General features: G+C 38.3%; 23 protein-coding genes. 14 read left to right on the top strand and 9 right to left on the bottom strand.

Translation table 11 applies throughout. The annotated features are described in order from the left end of the window. Positions 1 to 30: 30 nt before the first annotated feature. The 4 genes from OQ268_RS09450 to ispE all read right to left on the bottom strand — a co-directional run bounded on the left by OQ268_RS09450 (position 31) and on the right by ispE (position 3,404). Positions 31 to 771, bottom strand: a complete 741-nt coding sequence (locus OQ268_RS09450) for a DNA alkylation repair protein (protein WP_265855873.1) — start codon at positions 769 to 771, stop codon at positions 31 to 33. A gap of 88 nt (positions 772 to 859) precedes the next feature. Next, entirely contained in the window at positions 860 to 2,032 is a 1,173-nt protein-coding gene (locus tag OQ268_RS09445; RefSeq protein WP_265855872.1) for an O-succinylhomoserine sulfhydrylase, read from the bottom strand. 70 nt (positions 2,033 to 2,102) lie between these two features. After that, positions 2,103 to 2,516 (bottom strand): OsmC family protein, encoded by a 414-nt coding sequence (locus tag OQ268_RS09440; RefSeq protein WP_265855871.1) that lies wholly within the window; start codon positions 2,514 to 2,516, stop codon positions 2,103 to 2,105. A gap of 84 nt (positions 2,517 to 2,600) precedes the next feature. Further along, positions 2,601 to 3,404 carry a 4-(cytidine 5'-diphospho)-2-C-methyl-D-erythritol kinase gene (ispE, locus tag OQ268_RS09435; RefSeq protein ID WP_265855870.1) on the bottom strand — a complete coding sequence of 268 codons (804 nt, stop codon included), beginning with the start codon at positions 3,402 to 3,404 and terminating at the stop codon, positions 2,601 to 2,603. 197 nt (positions 3,405 to 3,601) lie between these two features. Between ispE and OQ268_RS09430 the strand changes: the two genes are divergently transcribed. The 6 genes from OQ268_RS09430 to OQ268_RS09405 all read left to right on the top strand — a co-directional run bounded on the left by OQ268_RS09430 (position 3,602) and on the right by OQ268_RS09405 (position 12,432). Beyond that, complete coding sequence (locus OQ268_RS09430) at positions 3,602 to 4,396, top strand: thymidylate synthase (RefSeq protein ID WP_265855869.1); 795 nt, start codon at positions 3,602 to 3,604, stop codon at positions 4,394 to 4,396. A gap of 196 nt (positions 4,397 to 4,592) precedes the next feature. Further along, complete coding sequence (locus OQ268_RS09425) at positions 4,593 to 5,102, top strand: dihydrofolate reductase (RefSeq protein WP_265855868.1); 510 nt, start codon at positions 4,593 to 4,595, stop codon at positions 5,100 to 5,102. 359 nt (positions 5,103 to 5,461) lie between these two features. After that, on the top strand, positions 5,462 to 8,443 hold the full coding sequence (gene secDF, locus OQ268_RS09420) for a protein translocase subunit SecDF (protein ID WP_265855867.1): 2,982 nt from the start codon (positions 5,462 to 5,464) through the stop codon (positions 8,441 to 8,443). A gap of 364 nt (positions 8,444 to 8,807) precedes the next feature. Further along, positions 8,808 to 10,142 (top strand): NAD(P)/FAD-dependent oxidoreductase, encoded by a 1,335-nt coding sequence (locus OQ268_RS09415; RefSeq protein WP_265855866.1) that lies wholly within the window; start codon positions 8,808 to 8,810, stop codon positions 10,140 to 10,142. Between the two features lie 996 nt (positions 10,143 to 11,138). Further along, entirely contained in the window at positions 11,139 to 11,999 is an 861-nt protein-coding gene (locus OQ268_RS09410; protein ID WP_265855865.1) for a hydroxymethylglutaryl-CoA lyase, read from the top strand. A gap of 37 nt (positions 12,000 to 12,036) precedes the next feature. Next, entirely contained in the window at positions 12,037 to 12,432 is a 396-nt protein-coding gene (locus tag OQ268_RS09405; protein ID WP_265855864.1) for a VOC family protein, read from the top strand. 44 nt (positions 12,433 to 12,476) lie between these two features. Here the strand turns inward: OQ268_RS09405 and OQ268_RS09400 are convergent, their stop codons facing one another. The 3 genes from OQ268_RS09400 to fbaA all read right to left on the bottom strand — a co-directional run bounded on the left by OQ268_RS09400 (position 12,477) and on the right by fbaA (position 14,600). Beyond that, positions 12,477 to 12,899: a GNAT family N-acetyltransferase gene (locus tag OQ268_RS09400; protein ID WP_265855863.1), complete on the bottom strand. Its 423-nt coding sequence runs from the start codon at positions 12,897 to 12,899 to the stop codon at positions 12,477 to 12,479. A 1-nt stretch (position 12,900) separates the two neighbouring features. Then, positions 12,901 to 13,380, bottom strand: a complete 480-nt coding sequence (locus OQ268_RS09395; RefSeq protein WP_265855862.1) for a low affinity iron permease family protein — start codon at positions 13,378 to 13,380, stop codon at positions 12,901 to 12,903. 140 nt (positions 13,381 to 13,520) lie between these two features. Further along, positions 13,521 to 14,600 carry a class II fructose-bisphosphate aldolase gene (gene fbaA, locus OQ268_RS09390; protein WP_265855861.1) on the bottom strand — a complete coding sequence of 360 codons (1,080 nt, stop codon included), beginning with the start codon at positions 14,598 to 14,600 and terminating at the stop codon, positions 13,521 to 13,523. A gap of 367 nt (positions 14,601 to 14,967) precedes the next feature. Here fbaA and accD point away from each other — a divergent pair, with 367 nt between their 5' ends. The 5 genes from accD (at position 14,968) to OQ268_RS09365 (ending at position 20,603) form a co-directional block, all read left to right on the top strand. Then, entirely contained in the window at positions 14,968 to 15,813 is an 846-nt protein-coding gene (gene accD, locus OQ268_RS09385; RefSeq protein ID WP_265855860.1) for an acetyl-CoA carboxylase, carboxyltransferase subunit beta, read from the top strand. A 283-nt stretch (positions 15,814 to 16,096) separates the two neighbouring features. After that, positions 16,097 to 16,561 (top strand): YciI family protein, encoded by a 465-nt coding sequence (locus OQ268_RS09380; protein WP_265855859.1) that lies wholly within the window; start codon positions 16,097 to 16,099, stop codon positions 16,559 to 16,561. A 245-nt stretch (positions 16,562 to 16,806) separates the two neighbouring features. Then, a complete protein-coding gene (locus tag OQ268_RS09375) occupies positions 16,807 to 18,354 on the top strand; it encodes a M20/M25/M40 family metallo-hydrolase (RefSeq protein WP_265855858.1) in 1,548 nt (515 codons plus the stop codon). A gap of 303 nt (positions 18,355 to 18,657) precedes the next feature. Beyond that, a complete protein-coding gene (locus tag OQ268_RS09370; protein ID WP_265855857.1) occupies positions 18,658 to 19,257 on the top strand; it encodes an OmpH family outer membrane protein in 600 nt (199 codons plus the stop codon). A gap of 587 nt (positions 19,258 to 19,844) precedes the next feature. Then, positions 19,845 to 20,603: an EcsC family protein gene (locus tag OQ268_RS09365; protein ID WP_265855856.1), complete on the top strand. Its 759-nt coding sequence runs from the start codon at positions 19,845 to 19,847 to the stop codon at positions 20,601 to 20,603. Here the strand turns inward: OQ268_RS09365 and OQ268_RS09360 are convergent. After that, complete coding sequence (locus tag OQ268_RS09360) at positions 20,600 to 21,001, bottom strand: RNA-binding S4 domain-containing protein (RefSeq protein WP_265855855.1); 402 nt, start codon at positions 20,999 to 21,001, stop codon at positions 20,600 to 20,602. The genes OQ268_RS09365 and OQ268_RS09360 overlap by 4 nt on opposite strands. 179 nt (positions 21,002 to 21,180) lie before the next feature. Between OQ268_RS09360 and OQ268_RS09355 the strand changes: the two genes are divergently transcribed. Both OQ268_RS09355 and OQ268_RS09350 read left to right on the top strand, forming a co-directional pair. Then, positions 21,181 to 21,999 carry a 2,3,4,5-tetrahydropyridine-2,6-dicarboxylate N-succinyltransferase gene (locus OQ268_RS09355; RefSeq protein WP_265855854.1) on the top strand — a complete coding sequence of 273 codons (819 nt, stop codon included), beginning with the start codon at positions 21,181 to 21,183 and terminating at the stop codon, positions 21,997 to 21,999. Between the two features lie 9 nt (positions 22,000 to 22,008). Further along, entirely contained in the window at positions 22,009 to 23,214 is a 1,206-nt protein-coding gene (locus OQ268_RS09350) for a glycosyltransferase family 4 protein (RefSeq protein WP_265855853.1), read from the top strand. Between the two features lie 2 nt (positions 23,215 to 23,216). Here OQ268_RS09350 and OQ268_RS09345 read toward each other — a convergent pair whose 3' ends face one another. Continuing rightward, positions 23,217 to 23,771 carry a DUF4136 domain-containing protein gene (locus OQ268_RS09345; protein WP_265855852.1) on the bottom strand — a complete coding sequence of 185 codons (555 nt, stop codon included), beginning with the start codon at positions 23,769 to 23,771 and terminating at the stop codon, positions 23,217 to 23,219. Between the two features lie 195 nt (positions 23,772 to 23,966). On the opposite strand from OQ268_RS09345, the gene OQ268_RS09340 reads away from it, so the two are divergent. Beyond that, positions 23,967 to 24,533: an L-threonylcarbamoyladenylate synthase gene (locus tag OQ268_RS09340; RefSeq protein ID WP_265855851.1), complete on the top strand. Its 567-nt coding sequence runs from the start codon at positions 23,967 to 23,969 to the stop codon at positions 24,531 to 24,533. Positions 24,534 to 24,582 lie beyond the last annotated feature (49 nt).

Here is a 24,582-nt window from a genome sequence, read left to right as displayed (position 1 = left end):
GGTAAGAAACGTTAAGAACAGATTGAAGTTCTACTTCAGCCTTAATCTTCGCAACACGGCATCGCTATTGAGCTCCCGTAAAGCATCCAAAGCTACCCAGTTAGCATTTTTATTTTGCTGCGCTAAAATCCGTTGTGCAGTCTGCAATGCCTCCGCATGCAACAAAGCGTTCCGTTTCCCAATTTGTCTCAACGCCCAATTAACAACCTTCTTAACAAAATTCCGCTGATCTGCTGCCGCCATTTCAATAAGTGGAAAATATTCCAGGAAAGTTTCATTAGGGGCTTTTTTAAGGTGTACCGCTAAGGCAGCCATCAGTACGAAGCCAGCACGCTTTACGAATTCACCATCATCTTTGGCAAATTCAAATACTTTCTTGCTCACAAATGGAGTTTTAACAAATAGCGTGGCACAAGCCTGATCGCAAATATCCCAAGAATTAAAATCTCTGGTCCAGGCACTTATTTGTGCTTCATCAACTAATTTGTAGTCGCCAATAAAACTAGCCAGTAGCCTTGCCTCGTGAAAACCAGTTGCCCACAACCGCAGCGAAAGTGACTGGTTTTTACCAACAACTTTTGCCAAAGCTCTAATTTTAGGAACCCGAATACCGAATGCCCTGGAGACATCGATGCCAAAATGGGCCATTTTTTTAACGTAATTCGGTTCGCTGAGCGCTCTAAGTTCCGAAAGAAGCTGATCAACATCATCGAGATCCATTGAAGTTAACTTGGCGTTATTTTGGTCGCCACGTGCTACAATTGCTTTCATTTCGCTTGCTGTATCCAAATCCTGGTGCATCTCAAAAAAGCTTCATAGTTAATCCGTTTTCTGATAACGGTGTAACAGCCTTAGCATATTATAAAAGGGATAAGGCTTGCTCAATATCCGCTAAAATATCATCAATGTGTTCTAAGCCGATAGACAGCCTGATAGATCCTTGCTCAATTCCTACCTCATTGCGTTGTTCTTCTGTAAGTTTGCTATGTGTACTGGTAGCCGGATGGGTGGCAATAGAGCGAGTATCGGCGAGGTTGGCAGAAATTGAAAACATTTTCAATCCGTCCATAAACTGTCGGGCACCATTTATTCCTCCTTCAACCACAATGGTTACAATTCCGCCACCTTGTTTCATCTGCTTTTTTGCAATCTTATACTGTGGATGCGAAGGCAAGAAAGGATACTTTACTAATTTAACCTTTGGATGTTTCTCCAAATATTCGGCAACTCTCAATGCATTTTCGCAATGCCTATCCATCCTAATGGCTAGAGTTTCTAAACTCTTTGATAACACCCAGGCATTAAAAGGTGATAATGCAGGTCCACTATGGCGGGCAAAAGCTACAACCTCTTCAATCAAAGCTTTGCTTCCAAGCACAATACCACCCAAAACCCTGCCCTGCCCATCTATGTATTTCGTGGCAGAATGGATGGAAATATGTGCACCCAATTTAATCGGTTGTTGTAGGTATGGTGTAGCAAAACAATTATCTACCACAAGCAACTGATTATGTTTCTTTGCCAGATTGCCCAAAAACTCCAAATCGATGATATCGATACCCGGGTTTGATGGCGTCTCTACAAAAATCATTTTAGTATTGGGCTTAATAAGTCCTTCCCAATCCTGAGGCTTATCTAAATCAGCATAATCAAAGGTAACGCCCCATTTAGAAAAAACGTTGGTTAATAATTGGTGCGTAGAACCAAAAACAGAGCGACTAGATACAATGTGATCGCCCGCCTTTAAGAAAGCGCCAAAGGTTGTAAAAATAGCAGCCATACCAGTTGCGGTTGCGAAACCATCTTCTGCACCTTCTAAAAGGCACATTTTTTCGATGAACTCTGAAGTATTTGGGTTCGAATACCTGCTGTATACATTGCCTTCTTTTTCATTGGCAAATAATGCCCGCATTTCTTCCGCATCATCGAATTTATAGCTGGAAGTAAGGTATATTGGTGCAGAATGTTCTTTATGCCCGCTTCGCTCTGTTTGAGTCCGTATAGCGAGGGTTTCAAAATTTTCAGATTTCATCTTGTTATGGTATCAGGATTCAAGTATCAAATATTTGGCAAGATTGGCATCTAGCCAAATACTATTGACTCTAATTTATTTTGTAAGTAAAATTTATTGTTGCAGAACGACCTAAAATGTTCGACACCGAACAGTATTTATCGAAAGTCATGCCTAAAGCACGTTCTACTTTAGTTGGGGTTAAATCGCCAAATAAATCGAAATGAATATTAATCACATCAAAAATTGGAGGCATCTCCTCATCTTTACGTGTAGCATTAATAGATATCTTTATATCTTCAAGAGGCTCTTTTTGTTTAGTAAGAACATTTACCATATCTATTCCGCTGCAACCACCCAAACCCACTAGAAGCATTTCCATTGGTCTAAACCCTTTTCCTTCACCACCTATTGCAGCTTTCGCATCTAGCTCTACCTTAAAACCACTTTCGTTTTCGGCCTCAAAATTAAATTTTCCGCTTTTGCGGATCAGATTTATGTTCATATTGTTAGTATCAAGTATTAATTTGTCGAAATCTGGCAGCAAAAACCTTCAACATTCATATTTCGCTTTAACTTTCAAGCGCTCCTAAATATCGTAATAAACTAAATTGTCTTTTTCCAGTTCGGCGAGTTTAACGGGTTGGTTAAACATTGCAAAAACAGATGAGCCACTACCACTCATTAAAGCGAATGTAGCGCCTGCATCGTATAAACTGGTTTTTATTTGATGAATTTGGGGATACTTAGCGAATACCGATGTTTCGAAATCGTTAACTACCTTACTTTTCCATGTTGTTGGCGACAAATGTATGATTTCTTTTAAGGATTGCAAAGGTCTTTGAGGTTTTACCAACGCATAGGCGTCTGCGGTACTTACATGCACGGGTGGTTTTACCAAAACTTTAAACCAGGCCGACAAATCTACAGCACACTTCTCAAATTCATCTCCTTTATTAAAAGCATAAACTGGTTCATTCTGTATAAAAAAAGCACAATCTGCACCTAGCTTTCGAGCGTAGTCTTCCATATGGTTAATGGACATACCTAAACTAAACTTTTGGTTAATCAGTTTGATAACAAAAGCGCAATCTGCCGAACCGCCACCTAAACCTGCACCAACAGGAATGTTTTTCAACAAACTAATTTGTTGTGGCGGAATATCATAATCGGCGTGAATTAAATGGTAGGCCTTTAAGCAGAGATTATCATTGGAATCGCCAGGGATATCAATGCCGTGTATTTTGCAGGAGGTTTCTTTTGCATCGCTCAGCTCCACCGCGTCATTGATCTTTATTGGATAAAATACGGTCTCGAGATTGTGGTAGCCATCCAAGCGCTTCTCGGTAATATTAAGACCTAAATTTATTTTTGCGTTTGGAAAAGCTAACATAAAAACACCCGATTATTTAATTTATACTTTGTAATTTCTTCTAGCAGTTAAACTGATGGTGATGCAAACATACAAAAGTAAGCCTTGTTTAAAAATGAGTTAATGTAGAAAACTAAAAGATTTGGGAACAGAGATTTTTTACATATTTGTAAACGATTAACTATTTACATTTAAGGGCCTCTGCCGAGGTTAGGTTTATGAAACAATATTTAGATTTAATGCAGCACGTGCTGGATAATGGCGCACAAAAGCATGACCGTACCGGAACTGGTACCATAAGCGTTTTTGGCTATCAAATGCGTTTTAACCTGCAAGAGGGTTTCCCAATGGTAACCACAAAAAAATTGCACTTAAAATCTATTATTCACGAACTAATTTGGTTTTTAACCGGCGATACCAATATTAAATACCTTAAAGATAATGGTGTAAGAATCTGGGATGAATGGGCAGATGAAAATGGAAACCTTGGACCTGTTTATGGTTCGCAATGGAGAAGCTGGCCTACTCCTGATGGCCAACATATTGACCAGATTACCAACATCATCAATACCATTAAAAACAATCCCGATTCTAGAAGAATTATCGTTTCGGCGTGGAACGTAGCAGAAATAGAAAATATGGCCTTACCTCCTTGTCATGCTTTCTTTCAGTTTTATGTAGCGGATGGAAAGCTGAGCTGCCAACTGTATCAACGCAGTGCCGATATATTCTTAGGCGTGCCTTTTAACATCGCCTCTTACGCATTGCTTACCATGATGGTTGCACAAGTTTGTGGTTTAGAAGCCGGAGATTTCATTCATACCCTTGGCGATGCACACCTGTACAACAACCATATCGAACAGGCGCATTTGCAACTCAGCAGAGATCCAAAACCACTGCCAATAATGAAGATTAATCCTGACGTTAAGAGCATCTTTGATTTCAAGTTTGAGGATTTCGCTTTGGAAAATTACGAAGCGCATCCGCATATTAAAGGTATTGTAGCGGTTTAGGTTGGTTGGTTCATTGGTTTGATTTTCTTATTTAGTAAGAAAATTAGAAAAATATACCTGCTTGAAATATAATAGCGAAGCTGTTTGGTAAATCACCAGCATCTCCTAATACAAGCAATAATTGGGAATGAATAGGCGAATTATGCGACAAATGAACCAGTGAGCCATGAACAGTACACGAATAAGCGAATCTCTAATGACTAAAACTATAACTACCCCTTCCCTTTCCATAGCGGTTGCCGTAGGCGAAAATTTTGCAATAGGTAAAAACAATCAATTGTTGTGGCACATGCCAGCCGATTTAAAATTCTTTAAAAAAACAACTACTGGCCATACTGTTGTAATGGGGAGAAAAACATTTGATTCTGTTGGCCGGCCTTTACCAAACCGTAGAAATATCGTGATTACGAGAGCGGCTTCGTTAAAAATAGAAGGCGCCGAAGTAGTTAATAGTTTAGATGAAGCCCTGGAAATTACCAAAAACGAAGAAAAACCAGTCTTTATAGTGGGTGGAGCAGAAATTTACCGCCAAGCATTGCCTTTAGTCAATACTTTATATTTAACAACGATCCATCATACTTTTGATGCCGACACATTTTTCCCCGAAATAGACAGAACTGAGTGGCAAGTGATGAGTGTTGAGCACCACAAGGCAGATGAGAAAAACATATACGACTACACCTTCGAGCTATTAGAACGAATATAAGGTAAGATTACCATAATTCTTAACGCTTTGCTTCCAGCTTGGCCACCCAATCAATCCTGGTAGTTGTTACCGTGCCACCTAAACCCGATATTCGCGAATGCCGGGTTCGGTAAATTCGGGATTTCCGGCAGCAGCATTAGCGGGACCGAACCTATAATATTTATTGCTGACAGTGCTTTCCAAAAAAAATAGAATGGAAGGGCTTGTTGATTTTTACACCCCACTATTCTAACGGGATTATTCTACCTTAAAAATTAATGTTAATAAATTATCAATTAAGGGGTTCTATAATTTAAAAATTTAATTAGATTTGCCGACTTGTTAAAAAACAGCGAAAGACAAATTATTTTAAACAAACAATGCAAGGAAAAGGTTTTATTAAGTTTATAGCGATAGTATTGGCTATCGTTTGTGCGTATGCACTTTCTTTTACTTTGGTAGCAAACAAAGTAGAAAAAGACGCAAAAAACTATGCGAAAGGTGATGTAGCCAAAGAGAAGGCTTATTTAGATTCGATGAGCACCGAGAAAGTATATCCGGTTGTTGGATTTACTTACGGCGAGGTTAAATCTAAAGAGATTAATTTAGGTTTAGACTTAAAGGGCGGTATGAACGTAACGATGGAGATATCGTTAGCAGAATTGGTTAAATCTTTAGCGGGAAACCCTACAGATGCAAACTTTAACAAAGCTGTTCAAAATGCACAAATCCAACTGAATGCTGGTGGTAAAGATTACATCAAAATTTTTGTTGATGAATTTGAGAAGATAAGTCCGAACGTAAAATTGGCAGATTACTTTTCAAACCAAGACAATGCATCGCAATTAAAACCAAGCGCAACCAATAGCCAGGTAGAATCTTATTTAGAAAAAGAAGCTACAAGTGCAATCGATCGTTCTTTTACTGTTCTACGTTCTCGTATTGATGGTTTCGGAGTTGTGAGTCCGAACATGCAAAAACAGGAAGGTAGCAACCGTATCTTAATCGAAATGCCAGGCGTACAAGATAAAGAGCGTATTGCTAAATTGCTTCAGGGTTCTGCCGAATTACAATTTTGGCAAGTGTACCAGGTAAATGAGGTTGTGCCTTTATTAGAAAACATTAATAAAACCTTAGCAGCCACTTTAAAATCTAATGAACCTGCTAAAGATACTACTGCTGCACCTGCTACTGGCGGAAAGCTAGCGGGTTTAGAAAAAGCAAACGCGACAGATAGTGCTGCAAAAGGTGGTAAACTTGCAGGTTTGGGAAAGAAGGATTCTACAGCTGTAAGAGCCGAATTAGCAAAATCTAACCCATTATACGCAGTATTAAACTTACCTATTTACCAGGGCGAAAATGGCCAGCAGCAACTTATTCCAGGTGCCGTTGTGGGTATGTCGTTGCAAAAAGATACTGCGAAAGTTAACGATTACTTTAGAATGCCCGAGGTAGCCGCAGCAATTCCATCTACGATGAAATTTATGTGGAGCGTTAAACCGAGAGAAGGTTCTAAAATTTTCGAATTATATGCCATTAAAGTTGTTAGCGCTGATGGTAAACCAGATTTAGGTGGCGAAGCAATAAGCGATTCCCGTGCAGATTTTGACCAGAAAGGTAAGCCTGAGGTAACCATGTACATGACGAGTGAAGGCGCTGCAAAATGGAAAAAGATAACTGCAGAAGCTGCAGCCGATGCAAACAATAAAAAATCTATTGCCATTGTGCTAGATAACATGGTGTACTCTGCACCTACCGTTCAAAATGAAATTGCTGGCGGTGTATCATCCATCACAGGTAACTTTACCCAAGCAGATACCAAAGATTTATCAAACATTTTAAAAGCTGGTAAATTACCTGCTCCTGCTCGTATTGCAGGTAGCTACGTTGTTGGTCCTACGTTGGGCGCACAAGCCATTCACGATGGTTTAATCTCATTTGTAATTGCTTTTATCGTGATCTTAATCTTCATGGCGTTGTATTATCACCGTGCAGGTTGGGTTGCAAACTTTGCTTTGTTGGTTAACTTATTCTTCATCATTGGCATCTTGGTATCGCTTGGTGCAGTATTAACATTACCAGGTATTGCGGGTATCGTTTTAACCATTGGTTTATCGGTAGATGCTAATATCCTAATCTTCGAGCGTGTGCGTGAGGAGCTGGCACTGGGGAAAAACACGCCAACAGCTATTAAAGAAGGATTTAAACATGCTATGCCATCTATTTTAGATGCCAACATTACCGTATTTATTTTAGGTGCTATCCTTTATGCGTTTGGTAGCGGCCCGGTACAAGGTTTCGCTACAACGTTATGTATAGGTATCCTTTCATCACTATTTGCGGCTGTTGCAATCTCAAGAGTAGTGTTCGAGGGTATGTTAGATCGTAAAATGGAAATCAGTTTCGATAACAACTTTACACGTAATGCCTTTAAAAACCTTGCCTTTAACTTCGTAGGTCGTCGTAAAATCTACTACATTATCTCAACTGTAATTATTCTTGCAGGTATTGGTATGTATTTCAAAAATGGCGGCTTAAACTTAGGTGTAGATTTTAAGGGTGGTAGAACATATTTAGTACACTTCGATAAAGCGGTAAACACCGAAGACATCAAAGCGAAATTAACACCGGTTTTTGGCAACGAAACACCTGAGGTTAAAACAGCTGGCGAAGATAGTAATGTTAAAATTACGACTACTTTCCATATCGAAGATCAAGATATTAAAACCGATAAGGTAGTAGAAGATGCCTTGAAAAAAGGTTTAACTGGCGATACTTACAAAATCGAGAGCTCGCAGAAGGTAACCCCAATCATCGCTAGCGATATTGTAAATGGTGCTTTCTACGCGGTATTAATCTCGTGTATCTTTATGTTCATCTATATCGTAGTACGTTTCAAAAAATGGCAGTATGGCTTAGGAGCCGTTTTAGCCTTGTTCCACGATGTATTGATGGTACTTTCTTTCTACACCATTTTAGATGGCGTTTTACCTTTCTCTTTAGAAATTGGTCAAGATTTTATCGCGGCAATTTTAACAGTAATGGGTTACACCATGACAGAAACCGTAGTTGTGTTCGACCGTATTCGTGAGCGCTTAAAAGAAGCAGGAAAAGAAGATTTACATGGTGAAGAACGTAATCAATTAATTAATTTCGCATTAAACAGTACCTTGAGTCGTACAATTTTAACATCGTTAACCGTATTTTTCGTGTTATTGGTTATCTTCATCTTCGGTGGCGATAGCATCCGCGGATTTATCTTCGCGTTGTTAATTGGTCGTATTATTGGTACCTATTCATCATTGTGCATCTCTACTCCTATTGTAATCGATTTGGGTAGTTCAGCAGAAAAGAAAAAGTAAGGCTTAAGCACCTTTAACCATATTTAAACGCCTCGATAGTATCGGGGCGTTTTTTTTTGTTGTTGGCAGAAAAACAGCATCGGCTTTACATTTAAATGGGCTAGCGCTGAAACTCTATTTTTCTGGAAAGCAAAACCTGTAGCCATGAGGAAAATGTAGGCCCGCTGTACACTTTACTTCGTTGCACTTCGTGTTCGTTGCCATCGGGTTTAAGCACAGCGGCTATTGCAAGAAACTTTCCCTCATTATGCATATCATAAAATCAATCTGATTTTTAAACCATGGAATATGACGCTGCATTCACTTAGCTTTTAAACCATTTGGCTATATTTTTGTTAGTTTAGTTTAAGATAATACACATCGTATGGATTTACAATTACCCAAAAGTAATCACCCAAGAGTAGTAATAGTTGGCGGCGGATTTGGTGGCATCGAATTAGCTAAACGATTAGATAAGAAACCCTTCCAAGTAGTTATGCTCGATAAACATAACTATCATACTTTTCAACCATTGCTTTACCAAGTGGCCACGGGAGGCTTAGAAGCAGATTCCATTGCATTTCCGTTGAGAAAAATCTTCAAGGGTCAAAAGAATCTTACGTTTAGGGTAACCAAAGTTACTGAGGTAAATGCCGCAGAAAACTGTTTGGTTACAGATATTGGAAAAGTTAGTTACGATTATCTGGTATTGGCAACTGGTTCTACAAGTAATTTCTTTGGAAACAAGGAAATAGAGGCGAATTCCATGCCGATGAAATCTATTCCAGAAGCACTAGATTTAAGGAGTTTAATTCTTCAAAACTTTGAGAAATCGCTTATTGAGAAAGAGATCAATCAGAAACGAGCACTATTAAATTTTGTTGTTGTTGGTGGTGGGCCAACTGGTGTAGAAACCGCTGGCGCCATTGCCGAGCTTAAAAAGCACGTTATCCCCAACGATTATCCAGAAATGGATCTTCAAAATGTTAACATTTACCTTATTGAAAATTCGACCGAGCTCTTAGGACCAATGTCTCCCCAAGCGCAGCAAAAATCCAAAGAATTTTTATTGGAAATGGGTGTACAGGTAATGAATGAGACCAGGGTATTGGGCTACGACGGACAAACACTTACGCTTCAAGATAAGGCGCCGATTTTAAGTTCAACCGTAATCTGGAGTGCAGGTGTAAAAGGCGTAGTGTTGCCAGGGCTAGATCGGGCCGAAGTGGTTCGGGGTGGCCGCCTTAAAACAGACACACAGAACCTGATTGTTGGCTATCAAAACATCTACGCAATTGGAGATGTTGCGGCGATAATTGATGAGGAAACACCGAACGGCCATCCTGGTGTTGCTCCGGCAGCCATACAACAGGGTCACCATTTGGCCAAAAATTTTATTAATATCAGCGAGAACAAACCACTTGAGAAGTTTAAATATTTCGATAAAGGTTCTATGGCTACAGTCGGCAGAAATAAGGCCGTTGTGGATATTGGGAAAATTCGTTTCCAGGGTGTCTTTGCCTGGTTCACCTGGATGTTTGTACACCTGATGACTTTGGTGGGTTTTAGAAATAAAATTATTGTATTTGTAAACTGGGTATGGAGTTACTTCAGCTATGATAGAGGAACCAGGTTAATTATAAGAACCTTCGCCAAAGATAGAAGTATTGATTATCGAAAAGAAACACCTGTAGTTAACGAGGAAATTAAAACGGTCTAGTTATCTCCGCTGAACATAGTTGAAACTTTGTTTACGTTTAATCCTCTTTGAATATTTGCGAATAAGAAAATTTATCATTGCACTAACCTTCTAGCTTCTAAATGATTGCAAATAATTATTTGAGCAGTTGCATCTTATATGTTCTTATATGACTTATATGGTTCAAAAATATATAAAAACCCCTAACACTTTCCCTGTAACAACCTAGAACAACTTGCGTTTAGAACTAGTAGCATCCGCAGCTTATATGTTCTTATATGACTTATATGGTTCAAAATATATAAAAACCCCGATTGCTTTCCCTGTAACAACCTAGAACAACTTGCGTTTAGAACTAGTAGCATCCGCAACTTATATGTTCTTATATGACTTATATGGTTCAAAATATATAAAAACCCCGATTGCTTTCCCTGTAACAACCTAGAACAACTTGCGTTTAGAAACTTTTAGCATCCGCAGCTTATATGTTCTTATATGACTTATGTGGGTCAAAAATATATAAAAACCCCGATTGCTTTCCCTGTAACAACCTAGAACAACTTGAGTTTAGAAACTTTTAGCATCCGCAGCTTACATGTTCTTATATGACTTATATGGTTCAAAAATATATAAAAACCCCAATTGCTTTCCCTGTAACAACCTAGAATAACTTTCGTTTAGAAACTATTAGCATCCGCAGCTTATATGTTCTTATATGACTTATATGGTTCAAAATATATAAAAACCCCGGTTGCTTTCCCTGTAACAACCTAGAACAACTTGAGTTTAGAAACTTTTAGCATCCGCAGCTTACATGTTCTTATATGACTTATATGGTTCAAAAAACCACGCAAAACCTTCCTATTCTATTCACTCTAGTAACTCTAAACAATTTGCATTTAAATCAACAAGCACCTGCAGATTTAATGGTCAAAAAAAATCAAGCTTATATAAAAACTTCCTCATGCTTCCCTTTGCCGAAAACTTTGCGCAATTTGCATCTACTAACTACTTCTTATGAATAAAAGCAAAATGAAATTGGTAGAGTGCCCGCGAGATGCCATGCAAGGACTACATGAATTTATCCCAACAGATTTAAAGGCAACCTACCTAAACCTATTGCTGCAGGTTGGTTTCGAAACCCTAGATTTTGGCAGCTTTGTATCACCCAAAGCCATACCCCAAATGGCAGATACCAAAGAAGTACTTGCTAACCTAGACCTTGGTAAATCCAGCACAAAACTACTGGCTATTGTTGCTAATTTAAGGGGTGTAGAGCAAGCCGTACTCGAAACACCGATCCATTACCTCGGCTTTCCATTCTCCATTTCAGAAACTTTTCAACAGCGGAATACCAATGCTAGCATTTCACAATCCCTGGTAACGGTAGATAAAATGCTAAATATGTGCGTACAGCATCACAAAAAAGCAGTGGTATACCTCTCTATGGGCTTTGGAAACCCCTATGGCGACGAGTGGAACTATGACATTGTTGAGGCGTGGAGTGACAAGCTCACGGAAATGGGTGCAGAAATTATTTCACTTGCCGATACAGTAGGAATTTCCACCCCCGAAAAGATCAAAACCATTTTACCTAGACTTATTGCCAAGTATCCCCAAACAGAAATTGGCATACACCTGCATGCCACACCTGCAGATAGACAAGAAAAGATAGCAGCCGCTTACGATGCAGGCGCTAAGCGAATAGATAGTGCATTAAAAGGCTTTGGTGGGTGTCCAATGGCAGCAGACGATCTAACAGGGAATATTGCTACAGAAGACGTAATTGCTTATTTGAGCAACAAAGGCGAGGTTTTAGATTTAGATATGGATAAATGGGAAGAAGCCATAATACTTTCAGAAAAAATTTTCAGATAATTTCACTGGTAGTTATTGAAACATAATGTCGTTACAAATGACACAAAATATAATGCATATTGCAATATTGGTGAACGATTATGATGAAGCAATAGCGTTTTACACAAAAAAGCTACACTTCGATCTAATTGAAGATACCATGGTAAGTCATTCGAAACGTTGGGTTTTAGTTAGACCAAAGGGAGCAACAGAATGTGCGCTGCTACTAGCAAAAGCAACAAACGATAAGCAAATAAGTTCAATAGGCAATCAATCTGGCGGCCGTGTCTTCTTATTTTTAAGGACTAATGATTTCGATCGGGATTACGAAAACCTAATTCGAAATAACATAAAAGTAGTTAGGCCACCTGCTCTAGAAAACTATGGCAAGGTGGCTGTCTTTGCAGATTTATATGGCAATCTTTGGGATTTAATTCAATCACCCGCTCCATAAATTTTTGGACGCAGTAAACCAAGTCAAAGTCAGCATTTAGCCAATTAAACCTTCTTAACCATTTTAAAATGCTGTATGCCGGCTTCTTCAAACTGCTCTCCTTGTGCAACGAAACCAAATTTAGCATATAAACTCATAGCATTTAATTGAGAATTAAGGTAAATATAATGTGCATCTTCGGGCAAATCAGAAAGCGTTTCAGCTATTAAAGCACGACCAACACCCATTCCACGAAAGTCTTTTAATACGGCAAACCGCTCTAATTTGTAGCCTAGATCTGTTTTGCGCCACCTGCAAGCACCACAAGGTTGCCCATTATGACTGGCTAAAAAATGTATGGATTCATCTTCATGTTCCCATTCTAGCTCTGGCGGACAATTTTGTTCGTCTACGAATACAATTTTACGGATAGCAAATACCTTGTCTAAATCTTCAGGATGGATGACTTTTTGAACCAGTAGACTCATATTATTTTTTTTTAAAATGTTTGTTAGTGGTTAATTTCGATTCATTTAATTCTTTCGCAACATCAATAGAATGTGAGCAGTGAATATCGGCCTCTTTTTTCGCAAGAGCGGCAATCGTAACATAAAATTTATGTAACTGATCTAATTCCTGCTCGCTTAGGTCTTCGATGTCTACCATTCTATTGCTCGCCCCCTGTTGTGCAGCTATGAGCTCATTAAGTTTGAGCTGTATTGCCTTGCCATCTTTATTTTGTGCCTTTTGAATTAAGAACACCATTAAGAAAGTGATAATTGTGGTACCTGTGTTAATTACAAGTTGCCAGGTTTCAGAATAATGAAACAAAGGACCTGTAATTCCCCATACCAAAACGATGCCGGCAGCAATAATAAAAGCCAAGGAACTTCCGGTAAACTTAGTCGCTGCGTTAGCAAACTTTTCGAAAAAGTTATTCTTTTTTGGCTCGTTTTTAGATTTTTTCATCACCTATATGTTTGGTTAAATATAATCATAAAACAAACAAAAGCGCCACAAGTTTTCAACCTGGTGGCGCTTAATTATTCACTAATTTTAGCGTTTATCATACCCAGAAAGAATGTTTCAGGCTATGAAAACCAATTTACTTACAACTTATCGTTGGCGTTGATACAGTTTAAATCCTCAAAAGCTAATGTTAAACGTTTAACAAAAGTTTCTTCTGCTTTGCGTAACCAAACGCGAGGGTCGTAATATTTTTTGTTAGGCTTATCATCTCCATCAGGATTACCAATTTGGCCTTGAAGATAGGCTTCGTTCTTTTTATAGTATTCTAAAATACCTTCCCAAAATGCCCATTGCATATCAGTATCAATATTCATTTTGATTGCACCATAAGAGATCGCTTCTCTAATTTCTTCCTGAGAGGACCCAGAACCACCATGAAAAACAAAATTGATCGGCTTTTCCGCGGTTAAACTAAATTTCTCTTTTACAAAATCTTGAGAGTTTTTTAAAATCACAGGCTGTAACTTAACATTTCCTGGCTTGTAAACGCCATGTACATTACCAAAAGCAGCAGCAACGGTAAAACGAGGCGAAACTTTGCTAAGTTCTTCGTAAGCATAAGCAACTTCACTTGGCTGAGTGTATAATTTAGAACTATCTACATCGCTATTATCTACACCATCTTCCTCACCACCTGTAACGCCAAGCTCAATCTCAATGGTCATATTCATTTTTGCCATGCGGGCTAAATACTTTGCAGAAATTTCCATATTTTCTTCGATAGATTCTTCAGATAAATCTAGCATATGCGAAGAGAATAAAGGTTTTCCAGTTTCAGCAAAAAACTTTTCTCCATGGTCTAAAAGGCCATCAATCCAAGGCAATAATTTTTTTGCGGCATGGTCTGTATGTAGAACCACAGCAACACCGTAATGCTCTGCCAATAAATGTACATGCTTAGCTGCCGATACTGCACCTAATATACATGCTTGCAATTTTTCATTATCTAACGATTTGCCAGCATAGAACTGCGCTCCACCATTAGATAATTGAATCATAACAGGCGAATTTACTGCCTTTGCAGTTTCCAATACCGCATTAACGGTATTTGTACCCGTTACATTTACTGCTGGTAAAGCAAACTGATGTTTTTTAGCCTGCTCAAACAATTCTTGAACGGCATCTCCGTAAATTACGCCTTTGTAGCCTTTTAAACTCATTTCTTGTTAATTTTATTAAGTCCGAAGTTATAAAAAAAAATAACATTTCAAGCTTTTATCCAAACAGAATTATTTGCTTAACAATCAAATAAGGCCTATTTAGTGTTAAAAACACATTATCCTTAGTGTAGAAATAACACACCTACAAACATATCTTCAAAAAATACTTATATGCTAAGGCTAAAGAGATTTACCTGCAATTTATCTAAAGTACTTTAAATGCTATGAAAATCGGTTTAGCAAGTAGCGATGGCCTTATCCGTAGTCACATCGTTTACAACTATCTTTATTGGAATTTGCATAACGGGAATTCTTTATCTTAATTATATTTTTCGTTTCTTTGCAATCCAATTCTTTAAAAAATTATATGGCTTGGTTTAAAAGAGAAAATAAAGGTATCATCACCACAACAGAAGAGAAGAAAGAGGCACCAGATGGCGTGTGGAATAAGTGTCCGAACTGTAAAAAACCATTACATCAGGCAGAGCTGCAAGAAAATAAATACGTTTGCCACTATTGCAGCTACCACCTCAGGGTTGGATCAAAAGAATATTTTGAGGTATTGTTTGATGACAACGAATATGAAGAACTTTTTGCCAACCTAACTTCTGGCGATCCACTTAACTTTAACGATAATAAACCTTATACCGAAAGAATTCTGGAGAGCCAGGCTAAAACCGGCTTAAAAGATGCGATCAGGGCTGGAGTTGGTAAAATAGAAGGCCAAAATTTAGTTATCGCCTGTATGGATTTTGCTTTCATTGGCGGATCTATGGGATCTGTTGTTGGCGAGAAAATTGCCCGGTCTATTGATTATAGCATCAAACACAAAATTCCCTTTTTAATGATCTCTAAATCGGGTGGCGCAAGAATGATGGAAGCAGCATTTTCGTTAATGCAAATGGCGAAAACATCTGCGAAGCTAGCACTTCTCAGTCAAGCAAAAATACCTTACATATCTTTACTCACCGACCCAACAACCGGCGGTGTAACAGCATCTTATGCCATGCTTGGCGATATCAATATTGCAGAACCAGGTGCACTTATCGGTTTCGCCGGACCAAGAGTTATCAAAGAAACCATTAAAAAAGATCTACCAAAAGGATTTCAAACTTCAGAGTTTGTTTTAGAACATGGATTTTTGGATTTTATTGTAGATAGAAGAGGTATGAAAGCTAAGTTGGGTGCTTTTATTAAAATGATGAATAACTAAATGGATGTTCTGCTATAGGCGAAAATAACCCCATCAGTAAATAAAAATAATAAGAAAAGCAGGGCTTGAAAAACTTCGGTTAATTCAGTCCTGCTTTTTGCTTGTAGTCCCAATTAGAAAAAATTGGGAGCTACCGCGGCAATCAGGTTTAAAATGGCGAGGCTTGCAACGCTTTTTAAAGTCAGTTCCTGGCAAGAGTTCAAATCATCCCTACAAAGCGGCTCCATCGTAGAAGAATAATAACATTATTTTTATTATTTTTAGTTTAACCAAAACAAAATAAATGAAAACGATCTCGCTATTTATCCTCGTGCTATCTGCCGCCATCATGGTTAGTGCACAGGAGAAAAAAAGTAAAGTACCTTACAATGCTGCTTTAGCTAAAAAACTAGGGGCAGATGATTATGGAATGAAAATGTATGTGCTGGTAATTCTCAAAACCGGACCTAATACCAAAGAAACTAAAGCAAAAACAGATAGTTTATTTGCCGGTCACATGACTAATATAGGTTTAATGGTTAAGATGCAAAGACTCGTTGTTGCTGGTCCGATAGATAAAAACGATAAAAATTACCGTGGCATTTTTATTTTGAATACAAAATCAATCGAAGAGGCAAAACAGTTGTTAGAAAGTGACCCTGCAATTAAAGCTAAACTTTTGGAAACAGAACTGTATAACTGGTACGGCTCTGCAGCCCTTTCAGCCTATTTACCCTTTCACGATAAGATTCAGAAAAATAGTTTTTAGGAAAAAAATGAAGAAGCATGTGAAAGCTGGATGTACAGCCAATTAGCTAGATCAGCTCCTTTATACCATCTATGTATTTTTCTCCAGGAAAAAAAACCATGTTAAATAAGATAGAATGTATTGCATTAAACATGCATAGATGGCCCACCTATCTTACGATTCTTGCAACATTTCCATTAACATCACTCAATCTCAATCCTCATTTCATAAATTAGCACATCAAACAATCAAACCTAACTATTATCATGAATAAAAAACTACTCTTACCTACCCTATTGCTTTTTACATCGTCTTTTGCTTTTGCACAAGACAAAAAGTTAATCGATAATATTGTTAAAGAAGTAAATGAAAATTCTCAGCTTGAGAAGTTGGCGCATGAACTGCTAGATGTAGTTGGACCACGTTTAGTTGGATCACCTCAAATGAAACAAGCCAATGATTGGGCCGTAAAAAAATATGCTGATTGGGGAATTAAAGCTAATAATGAAAAATGGGGCGAATGGCGTGGATGGGAAAGAGGCATTACCCATATAGATTTGCTTAGTCCTCGTTTGAGAACTTTAGAAGGAACACAATTGGCCTGGAGCCCATCAACTAAGGGAAAACCGATTCAGGCAGAAGCTATTGTACTCCCTGCAGTTACAGATTCTGCCTCATTTCAAAAATGGTTACCAAATGTTAAAGGTAAGATTGTTTTAATTTCAATGAACCAGTTGTCTGGCAGGCCAGAGAAAAATTGGGAGGAGTTTGCAACCAAAGAATTGTTCGAAATGTTCAAGAAAGAGAAATTAGATGCCACACGTGCATTTATGGCAAATATGGCTAAAACCGGTTTAAATGCAAAAAATCTAGCTTTAGCTATTGAGAATGCCGGTGCAGCTGCTATCGTAATCAATAATTGGTCGCAGGGTTTCGGTGTAGATAAGATTTTTGGTGCCAACACCACCAAAATTCCAACATTAGACCTATCGGTTGAAGATTATGGCCTGGTTTACCGTTTGGCAACAAGTGGGAACAAACCGATGCTTAAAATTACCTCAGAATCTAAGGAAAATGGCGTTGTACCTACATTCAACACCATCGCAGAAATTAAAGGAAAAGAAAAGCCAAACGAATATGTGATGCTATCTGCACATTTTGACTCGTGGGATGGCGCAAGTGGCGCAACTGATAATGGTTCAGGAACTATAATGATGATGGAAGCAATGAGAATCCTTAAAAAGTTCTATCCTAACCCTAAACGTACCATCTTGGTGGGGCATTGGGGAAGTGAGGAACAGGGTTTAAATGGTTCAAGAGCTTTTGTAGAAGACCATCCTGAGATTGTAAACAATTTACAGGCTTTATTTAATCAAGATAATGGTACCGGTAGGGTGGTTAATATCGGCGGGCAAGGTTTTGCGAATTCCAAAGAATACATTACCCGCTGGTTAGCGCCAGTTCCAGATACGATTAAAAATCAAATCAAAACCAGTTTTCCTGGCACACCAGGCGCTGGCGGTTCCGATTTTGCCTCTTTCGTAGCCGCCGGAGCGCTAGGCTATTCGTTAAGCGCAACTAGCTGGGATTACGGAACGTATACCTGGCATACCAATCGAGACAGTTATGATAAATTAGTTTTTGATGAAATTCGAAGTAATGTAATTCTAGCTGCAATTATGGTTTACATGGCTTGCGAAGACCCTGAAAAAACATCGACCGCTAAGGCGACGAATCTACCTGTAAACGAGCGCACAGGAAAGCCTGCAAGCTGGCCCGAACAGCGTAAAGCAACCAGGAAAGGCGGTTTATAGAAGATAATAACACTTATAAAAAACTGGAGCAGCTATTTTCGGCTGTTCCTTTTTTATGCATTTTAGGTTCAAAATAATCTTAATTTATTGCTTGCCTTCTTCAATCGCTATTGCCGAGCATCGAATTATGTGCTAGCTAGATTTTAGTGAAATAAAAAGCGCTGGCACCTTCCAAAGCAGATAACACCTCAAGAATGAAGAAATTTGAGCATTAAACAATTAGCATTTAAAACTTTATGCGTTGAAACTATTATTGCATACTTAATTATCATTTTTATCTTTGCTAAAATTTATTAAACAATAATGGAAAGAAGAACCTTTAAAACCTTTGGTTTATTTGCATCTGCGGCATTAATTACGGCCTTTTCTGCATGTCAAAACAAAGACGCTAAAACAACTGAAACTAAAAAAACAGATAGCACCACTACAGCAGTAGCGCCAAGTGAGAAAATTGTTTATGTTAACTCTGATTCTTTGCTCACGAAATACGAGTATTTTAAAGATTTGAAAGTAAAATTTGAAGGTAAAACCAAAAGCGCACAAGCAGATATGCAAGCAAAAGGCCAGGCTTTCCAAAGAGAATTGGCTCAATACCAACAATCTGCACAAACTTTATCTGCCGATCAACGCAAATCTACTGAAGAGCGTTTAGGCCGTAAACAACAAGAATTGCAAGCTTACCAACAGAATGCTGGCGCTGCATTGCAAAATGAGCAAGCTACCGAAAACGAAAAATTGTACGATAAGGTTGCAGATTACTTAAAAGGTTATGCTAAAGAAAAAGGTTATAAAATGGTGCTTACTTATTCTAAAGGTAATAGCGCTATTCTATTTGCCGATGAAACTTTAGATGTAACTTCTGAAGTAATTAAAGGATTAAATGCCGAGTATAGCAAAAAATAATTTTGATGTAACATTTTAAGAATGCCCCGACGTTAATCGGGGCATTTTTTTTTGTGCTCGTCATTAACAATAAAAAAAACAAGTAGACATATCAGCTTTTTGCAGAGTGCCATAGAACATGCTATTAACAAATGTTGCCCAAAACATTGGAAGCCTATTTTGGCTGTGATTGTGAAAGACGGGTTTGTGATGGCTGAATCCGCAAATAAAGTTGCCCTCCTCAACGACCATACAGTCATGCACAAGTTTCAGTAATTAGGCTGGCATGCAATAAATTAGCTACCTCCGACTTGTCTGGTTGTGTAATTTATACCAGCTGCTAACCATCCCCTATGCAATTTATTGGGCAAAAATCGAAATGATTTACTATACCAATACAGATGCTTAAGCCATAGGATTTAGAGACAAGTTTATCTATCAGGAGCTAAAGAAAACACAGAACGAGAGGTTACTGACCGCCAAACAGATCAGGGGCAAAAAGGCATTGAAAGCTTTTGAACTTTCTGAAAAATCATCCTTAAGAAATCTATAATAACTTATCCTGAAACAAAGGCACAGGCTTAAGCGTCTAACCTTAAAAATACTGCATGACCTACGAAGAAAAAATTGCTAGTGAGCTGGAGTTTTGGAAGTATAAAATTTTAGAAAAACCTTCGCTATTGAATAAAGTTACTGATGGGGTTCAGAAAAAAATTAATAGTTATATTCCAGATAAAGTGCATGATGGTATTACTGTTGCCATAAAACAAATGGTTAAAGCAGTTTTATTCGGATCTACCTTTACCACTTCGAACCCTGTTGCAGACTTAACCTTCATGCACCGAGAGGCTCTTATTAAACAAAAAATAAATAGTTATAAGAAAACTGGTGCCGCGGAAGGTGGCATTACTGGTGCTGGTGGATTCTTAATGAGCTTGGCAGACTTCCCATTGCTATTAACCATTAAAATGAAAATGTTATTTGATATTGCAGCAATATATGGCTATAACGTAAAAGATTACCGTGAACGCTTATACCTGTTGCATATCTTTCAGTTGGCTTTCTCTGGCAAACAGGAAAGTAAGAATGCTTTTATGAAGCTGAAAGAATGGGATGAGCAGGCGCACAAGCTACCAGCAAATATAGATGGATTCGACTGGTTAACGTTCCAGCAGCAATACCGTGATTATATAGATTTGGCAAAGTTAGCTCAAATGCTACCATTTGTTGGTGCGGCAGTTGGCGCTGTAGCTAATTATAAATTGATAGAGCGATTAGGGAAGACCGCGATGATGAGCTACCGAATGCGGCATTTTAGCATACAAAAGGGTGTAGTGGGTGGAGAGGGGATTATTGGGCTTACCTAATTTTCATCCTCGAACATCCCGCTGATCAAATCATCTGTTTCTCTACGATCTTTCTTGGTTGGCCTACCGGTTCCACGATCTCGTTTTAAGCTTGGTGCATGAAAAGCAGATTTAAACGCATGAGTTTCTTCTACTGGTGTTAAATCCTTGTACTTTGTAAGCGCCGTTGGCGAATCGGTGCGGTTGTAAGAATACTCAACTACTTCAATAACCTTTTTCTCTATCCCCTTAGAAACCTGATAAACATCGCCAATTTTCACAATGGCCGAAGGTTTTATGTTTTGTCCTTTTAATTTAACCCGACCAGCTTTACAGGCATCAGTTGCCAAACTGCGGGTTTTAAATAACCTAATTGCCCAAAGATATTTATCAATTCTTAGTTTCTCATGCTCTGCCATAACATCCAAAATTAAGGTTATTTTGGTTTATTTTAATTGAAACGTCGATAAATTGTATCAGCTGATAGCAATAAATAGCGCAAAAATAGGAATAACAATGGCGTTGGAACGTATTTTAAAAAACTAACTCTTCGGTTATAGATAAATTTGATTTATTTTGCGTAAAATTTAACATCATCATGTATTCAGATTTAAAGAAATTAATTGAAGCCGCTTGGGAAGATAGAACCCTTTTACAATATAGCAACTATTGCGAAGCCATTGAAACTGTAATTCAGGGATTAGACAAAGGTGAAATTCGCGTTGCAGAACCGGTTTTAAATTCCTGGGGAATAAACGAATGGGTAAAAAAAGCTGTAATCCTTTATTTTCCTATCCGCGAGATGAAAGAAATTAAAAGTGGTCCTTTTGTTTATCACGACAAGATGGAACTTAAGACTGATTACAAAGCCACTGGCGTTCGCGTGGTGCCAATGGCAAGTGCCCGCTATGGTTCTTATTTGGCTAAAGGCGTAATCATGATGCCATCTTATGTAAATATCGGCGCATACGTAGACGAAGGCACCATGGTTGATACCTGGGCAACCGTAGGTTCTTGTGCTCAAATTGGCAAGCGTGTACACTTGAGTGGTGGCGTTGGTATTGGGGGGGTGTTAGAACCTGTTCAAGCAGCTCCGGTAATTATAGAAGATGATGCATTTCTTGGTTCAAGAGCAATTGTAGTAGAAGGTGTTAAGGTAGAAAAAGAAGCTGTTCTGGGTGCAAACGTAGTATTAACCGCATCAACTAAAATTATTGATGTCACTGGTCCTACTCCAGTTGAATATAAAGGAGTCGTACCAGCTCGTTCTGTAGTAATTCCCGGTAGTTACACCAAAACCTTCCCCGCAGGCGAATACCAGGTTCCATGTGCACTCATCATCGGTAAACGTAAAGAAAGTACAGATAAGAAAACATCGCTTAACGATGCTTTAAGAGAAAATAATGTAGCTGTTTAAAACCAAAAGTTGGATACAGAAAACAAAAAACTAATTCATGAAGCCGAAAGCACGAAACTTGTTGACCCAAGCTTAAGTCTTTCGGCTTTAAGTTATAACCTCAAATTAGGTTTTGATGGTAAACGTGCTGTGAATAACCTAACAGGCTTAGGGAATTACAGTCGCTTCGTTATTGGGGCACTGGCCAAGCAGTTTCCTAACCATCAATACCTGGTGTATGCTAAAAAAATAAAAACGTCGAAACAAATCGATCAATTTTCAGGAAATGAAAACATTGAGTTGCATTTCCCTAAAAACGGGCCTTTTTTATGGAGAAGTTTAAATATCATTAAAGACTTAGCGACTGATGGAGTTAGCATCTTCCATGGTTTAAGTCAGGAAATTCCATTGGCCATCGAGTATACCAAAATTAAATCGGCAGTTACCATACACGATCTGATTTTTCTGAGATACCCACAGTATTACAAATTTATTGATCGTAAAATCTACGAATGGAAAAGCAGATCTGCATGTAGAAGGGCTGATCAAATCATCGCCATAAGTGAGAAAACGAAAGCTGATATCGTATTTTTCTACGGGATTGATCCAGCTAAAATAAAGGTGATCTATCAAAGTTGCGATGATAGTTTCAAAATACTTCACCCAGAGGCTAGCTTAACCCGCATCAAAGCCACCTACAAGCTACCTGAACACTATATTTTAAGCGTGGGTACCATTGAAGAACGCAAGAACCTTAATCTATTGGTAAAAGCATTAAAAAATGTAGATGAAAAATATAAACTGGTAGTCATTGGAAAGCAAACAAATTATTTTAAAACCATAGAAAGTGAGATGGAAAAACTTGGTTTGGCCAAGCGAATACTTTTTTTAAAAAACATCCCATTCGCTGACTTACCAGGAATTTACCAAATGGCGAAGTTATTTGTATACCCATCTTTTTACGAGGGTTTTGGAATCCCGATTATAGAGGCCTTATATAGCTCGGTACCAGTTATAGCAGCCACTGGTTCCTGTTTGGAAGAAGCCGGCGGACCAAATAGTATTTATGTATCTCCAGTTAATGTTGATGAACTTACTACTGCAATAAATGAAGTACTGTCTGATAATGATTTACAACAAGAGATGAAAACAAAAGGGCTGGAATTTGTTCAAAAATTCGACAGCCCTATTGTTACCGAGCAACTTATGGATTGCTATAGACAGATGTTAAGTTAATGCTATTTGCTTGCAAGCGCATTTGGGGGATATTGAGATAGAATTTCGCGGACACCTGTATACAAACGTTCTTCTCTTTTATTAAAGCTATCCAAATTGAATCCGCTACCCCTTCCATGCCAAAATAGTATTTTTTGATTTGGATCTAGGAAATCTATGATGATGGTACCCTCCATATATTGGTTAACATAACTTCCGCCACCCCAAAACGGCGATCCCCAACCGCCTCTCCAGCCCCAGCCCCATCCACCATAATAGCCTGGGCCATAAATGTCAGTTTTCTCTCTTGCCACAACTACTAAGTTCACTAACATATCCGGATTCTCAGATTTAGTAAATCCCTTGGCATTCATTTCACTTTCTACAGCAGCCATTAGCCTTCTTTTATCAAGGTTGTTAAGCCTGACTCTCTCCATCCCCTTAGCATAAAAATTGTAAGTTTTGTACTTGCCAAAATCAGCGTTTTTGTCGAAATCGGAAGCTGTTCTTAATGTAGAGCAGGCCGATAATGCTACCACTACCGTAAGTAGCATTAATAAGTTTTTAATTGTTTTCATATGCGTTGTTGTATGTTAATAACCTAACATTAAATATAACGAATTTTAATAGCATAATGTGGGGATCGCCCGCTTTTTTTACACTAAAATTGATAATGTAAAAACGTAATGAAAGTGATAAAGTTTTTGGTAGCTGCCTTAATAATAGCATTTTAGAAATCTTTAACATTTCAACTAAAAAACTACCTTTGCATCATGTTAAGAGATGAAATTAATAAGGCACTGGAAGTAATTAAGAGTGGTGGCGTAATTTTATACCCAACGGATACGATTTGGGGCTTAGGATGCGATGCAACTAATCCAGAAGCGGTAGATAAAGTGTTGCGGATTAAAAATCGACCGGCAGAGAAAAGCTTAATTGTACTGTTGGATGTAGATAGCAAACTCCAAAGCTATGTAGCAGAAATTCCTGAAGTTGCCTACGATTTAATTGAGTATGCCGAAAATCCCTTAACTATTATTTTTTCCGGAGCCAAGAATCTTGCACCAAACGTCGTTAATGCTGATGGAAGCGTCGGAATTCGCATTGCCAAGCATGATTTCTGTACACCACTTATCCAACGGTTTCGCAAACCAATAGTATCTACATCCGCTAACTTAAGCGGCAAGCCATCACCAAAATTCTTTGACGATGTAGATCCGGTGATTATTGATGCGGTAGATTATGTGGTGGATTTTGAACAAGAAAACAGGACCGAAAAAAAGCCATCTACAATTATGAAACTAAGTGCAGGCGGGCAGTTTCAGTTTATCAGGAAATAAAACATGATGTTGTAAAAGAGCGATAGGTTGATTACGCTTTAGCAACTAA

Source organism: Pedobacter sandarakinus (assembly GCF_026240095.1).
GTDB lineage: Bacteria > Bacteroidota > Bacteroidia > Sphingobacteriales > Sphingobacteriaceae > Pedobacter > Pedobacter sandarakinus.
The sequence above is the reverse complement of the archived record's forward strand: the minus strand, read 5'-3'. Positions and strand labels throughout refer to the sequence as shown.

What these genes read in the sequence shown, in the direction of transcription:
- OQ268_RS09405 (WP_265855864.1), top strand. Translation starts at nt 12,037, where the DNA reads ATGACACAAAATATAATGCATATTGCAATATTGGTGAACGATTATGAT.
- OQ268_RS09395 (WP_265855862.1), bottom strand. Translation starts at nt 13,380, where the DNA reads ATGAAAAAATCTAAAAACGAGCCAAAAAAGAATAACTTTTTCGAAAAG.
- OQ268_RS09380 (WP_265855859.1), top strand. Translation starts at nt 16,097, where the DNA reads ATGAAAACGATCTCGCTATTTATCCTCGTGCTATCTGCCGCCATCATG.
- OQ268_RS09425 (WP_265855868.1), top strand. Translation starts at nt 4,593, where the DNA reads ATGACTAAAACTATAACTACCCCTTCCCTTTCCATAGCGGTTGCCGTA.
- OQ268_RS09410 (WP_265855865.1), top strand. Translation starts at nt 11,139, where the DNA reads ATGAATAAAAGCAAAATGAAATTGGTAGAGTGCCCGCGAGATGCCATG.
- OQ268_RS09430 (WP_265855869.1), top strand. Translation starts at nt 3,602, where the DNA reads ATGAAACAATATTTAGATTTAATGCAGCACGTGCTGGATAATGGCGCA.
- OQ268_RS09365 (WP_265855856.1), top strand. Translation starts at nt 19,845, where the DNA reads ATGACCTACGAAGAAAAAATTGCTAGTGAGCTGGAGTTTTGGAAGTAT.
- OQ268_RS09450 (WP_265855873.1), bottom strand. Translation starts at nt 771, where the DNA reads ATGAAAGCAATTGTAGCACGTGGCGACCAAAATAACGCCAAGTTAACT.
- OQ268_RS09415 (WP_265855866.1), top strand. Translation starts at nt 8,808, where the DNA reads ATGGATTTACAATTACCCAAAAGTAATCACCCAAGAGTAGTAATAGTT.
- OQ268_RS09370 (WP_265855857.1), top strand. Translation starts at nt 18,658, where the DNA reads ATGGAAAGAAGAACCTTTAAAACCTTTGGTTTATTTGCATCTGCGGCA.
- OQ268_RS09340 (WP_265855851.1), top strand. Translation starts at nt 23,967, where the DNA reads ATGTTAAGAGATGAAATTAATAAGGCACTGGAAGTAATTAAGAGTGGT.
- ispE (WP_265855870.1), bottom strand. Translation starts at nt 3,404, where the DNA reads ATGTTAGCTTTTCCAAACGCAAAAATAAATTTAGGTCTTAATATTACC.
- OQ268_RS09355 (WP_265855854.1), top strand. Translation starts at nt 21,181, where the DNA reads ATGTATTCAGATTTAAAGAAATTAATTGAAGCCGCTTGGGAAGATAGA.
- OQ268_RS09360 (WP_265855855.1), bottom strand. Translation starts at nt 21,001, where the DNA reads ATGGCAGAGCATGAGAAACTAAGAATTGATAAATATCTTTGGGCAATT.
- OQ268_RS09445 (WP_265855872.1), bottom strand. Translation starts at nt 2,032, where the DNA reads ATGAAATCTGAAAATTTTGAAACCCTCGCTATACGGACTCAAACAGAG.
- OQ268_RS09375 (WP_265855858.1), top strand. Translation starts at nt 16,807, where the DNA reads ATGAATAAAAAACTACTCTTACCTACCCTATTGCTTTTTACATCGTCT.
- OQ268_RS09440 (WP_265855871.1), bottom strand. Translation starts at nt 2,516, where the DNA reads ATGAACATAAATCTGATCCGCAAAAGCGGAAAATTTAATTTTGAGGCC.
- OQ268_RS09400 (WP_265855863.1), bottom strand. Translation starts at nt 12,899, where the DNA reads ATGAGTCTACTGGTTCAAAAAGTCATCCATCCTGAAGATTTAGACAAG.
- accD (WP_265855860.1), top strand. Translation starts at nt 14,968, where the DNA reads ATGGCTTGGTTTAAAAGAGAAAATAAAGGTATCATCACCACAACAGAA.
- secDF (WP_265855867.1), top strand. Translation starts at nt 5,462, where the DNA reads ATGCAAGGAAAAGGTTTTATTAAGTTTATAGCGATAGTATTGGCTATC.
- OQ268_RS09345 (WP_265855852.1), bottom strand. Translation starts at nt 23,771, where the DNA reads ATGAAAACAATTAAAAACTTATTAATGCTACTTACGGTAGTGGTAGCA.
- fbaA (WP_265855861.1), bottom strand. Translation starts at nt 14,600, where the DNA reads ATGAGTTTAAAAGGCTACAAAGGCGTAATTTACGGAGATGCCGTTCAA.